Source organism: Intestinimonas butyriciproducens, assembly GCF_016901775.1.
In the GTDB taxonomy this organism is placed as follows: domain Bacteria; phylum Bacillota; class Clostridia; order Oscillospirales; family Butyricicoccaceae; genus Pseudobutyricicoccus.
Genome location: NZ_JACJKW010000044.1, coordinates 1 through 981, shown reverse-complemented (window position 1 = coordinate 981; position 981 = coordinate 1). Strand labels below are relative to the sequence as shown.

The 981-nt window shown below is 59.5% G+C and carries 1 protein-coding gene; it reads right to left on the bottom strand.

Annotation, left to right across the window (positions count from 1 at the left end):
• Positions 1-292: 292 nt before the first annotated feature.
• Positions 293-631: a hypothetical protein gene (locus H6A25_RS12495; RefSeq protein WP_204752446.1), complete on the bottom strand. Its 339-nt coding sequence runs from the start codon at positions 629-631 to the stop codon at positions 293-295.
• Positions 632-981: the final 350 nt, after the last annotated feature.

Sequence of the window (981 nt, the reverse complement as noted above, 5' to 3'; positions counted from 1 at the left end):
ACAGCATGGCAGGGCCATGCAGGGGGGATTGCAAAGCCAGGCAAATGATTCAGCTGGGTGCTGTGATCGGGTGCGGGAGCACCGCTTGGCCGTCCCGACACGGGACCGGGAGCACCGCTTGGGAGCGGAGGCTCGCCGTCAATCCCTCAGTCGGCGTTCGCCGACAGCTCCCTTTGCACAAGGGCGGTCCGGTGGCCGGACGGCCAAAACTCTCTTTGCTGCCCGGGAAACAACCGGCCTAGGTGCTTTGATCGGGTGCGGGAGCACAGTATGGGTGTGGCGGCTCGCCACCTTATTTGGGGAGCATGCGGTAGAGGAGGATCACTGGCGGGGCGCAGAGCAAAAGCAGGAAAAAAAGGGCGTGGCTCCGGCTTCTTTCCAGGTCATAGACATCCAGCGCCCGCAGGCCGGTGAAAAGGGTGAGCAGCACATAGCAGACAATATCGGCCCAAAGCCACACCCGCCACCAAAGGGCGTCGGAAACCTCCCAGGCCCCCACCGAATGGGGAACCCCTATACCGGCGCCCAAAAGAAGGAGGTAGACAATGGGGGTGTTGATCTTATCCATGAGAAAGCGGAACCAGGGGGCGTCACTGAGTTTTTGCCGGAAGTTCTGGAATTTTTCTTTCATGGGAAGGCCTCCTCTCTTTATATAGGTACAGTATACCAGATTCTGGGGAAAACGCAACAAGAGGTGCGGGTAAGAGAGGGAAGGTTGGTTGAATGCAATCGGACAGGACTGCACATTGGTCCCGTGACGGGACGGCCAAAACTCGCTGAAGGCTGTATGCACTGTTTGCTCCTGTGCTCCGGGTGTGATAAACCATCACCCGGGCAGCGTGACGCTGCACCCGTTCCTGTCTTGGCCTTGGCTGGTTGTGTTGCCCAGCGCGGGAGCACCGCAGCCCCCCTTGTGCAAAGGGGGGACAGCATGGCAGGGCCATGCAGGGGGGATTGCAAAGCCAGGCAAATGATTCAGCT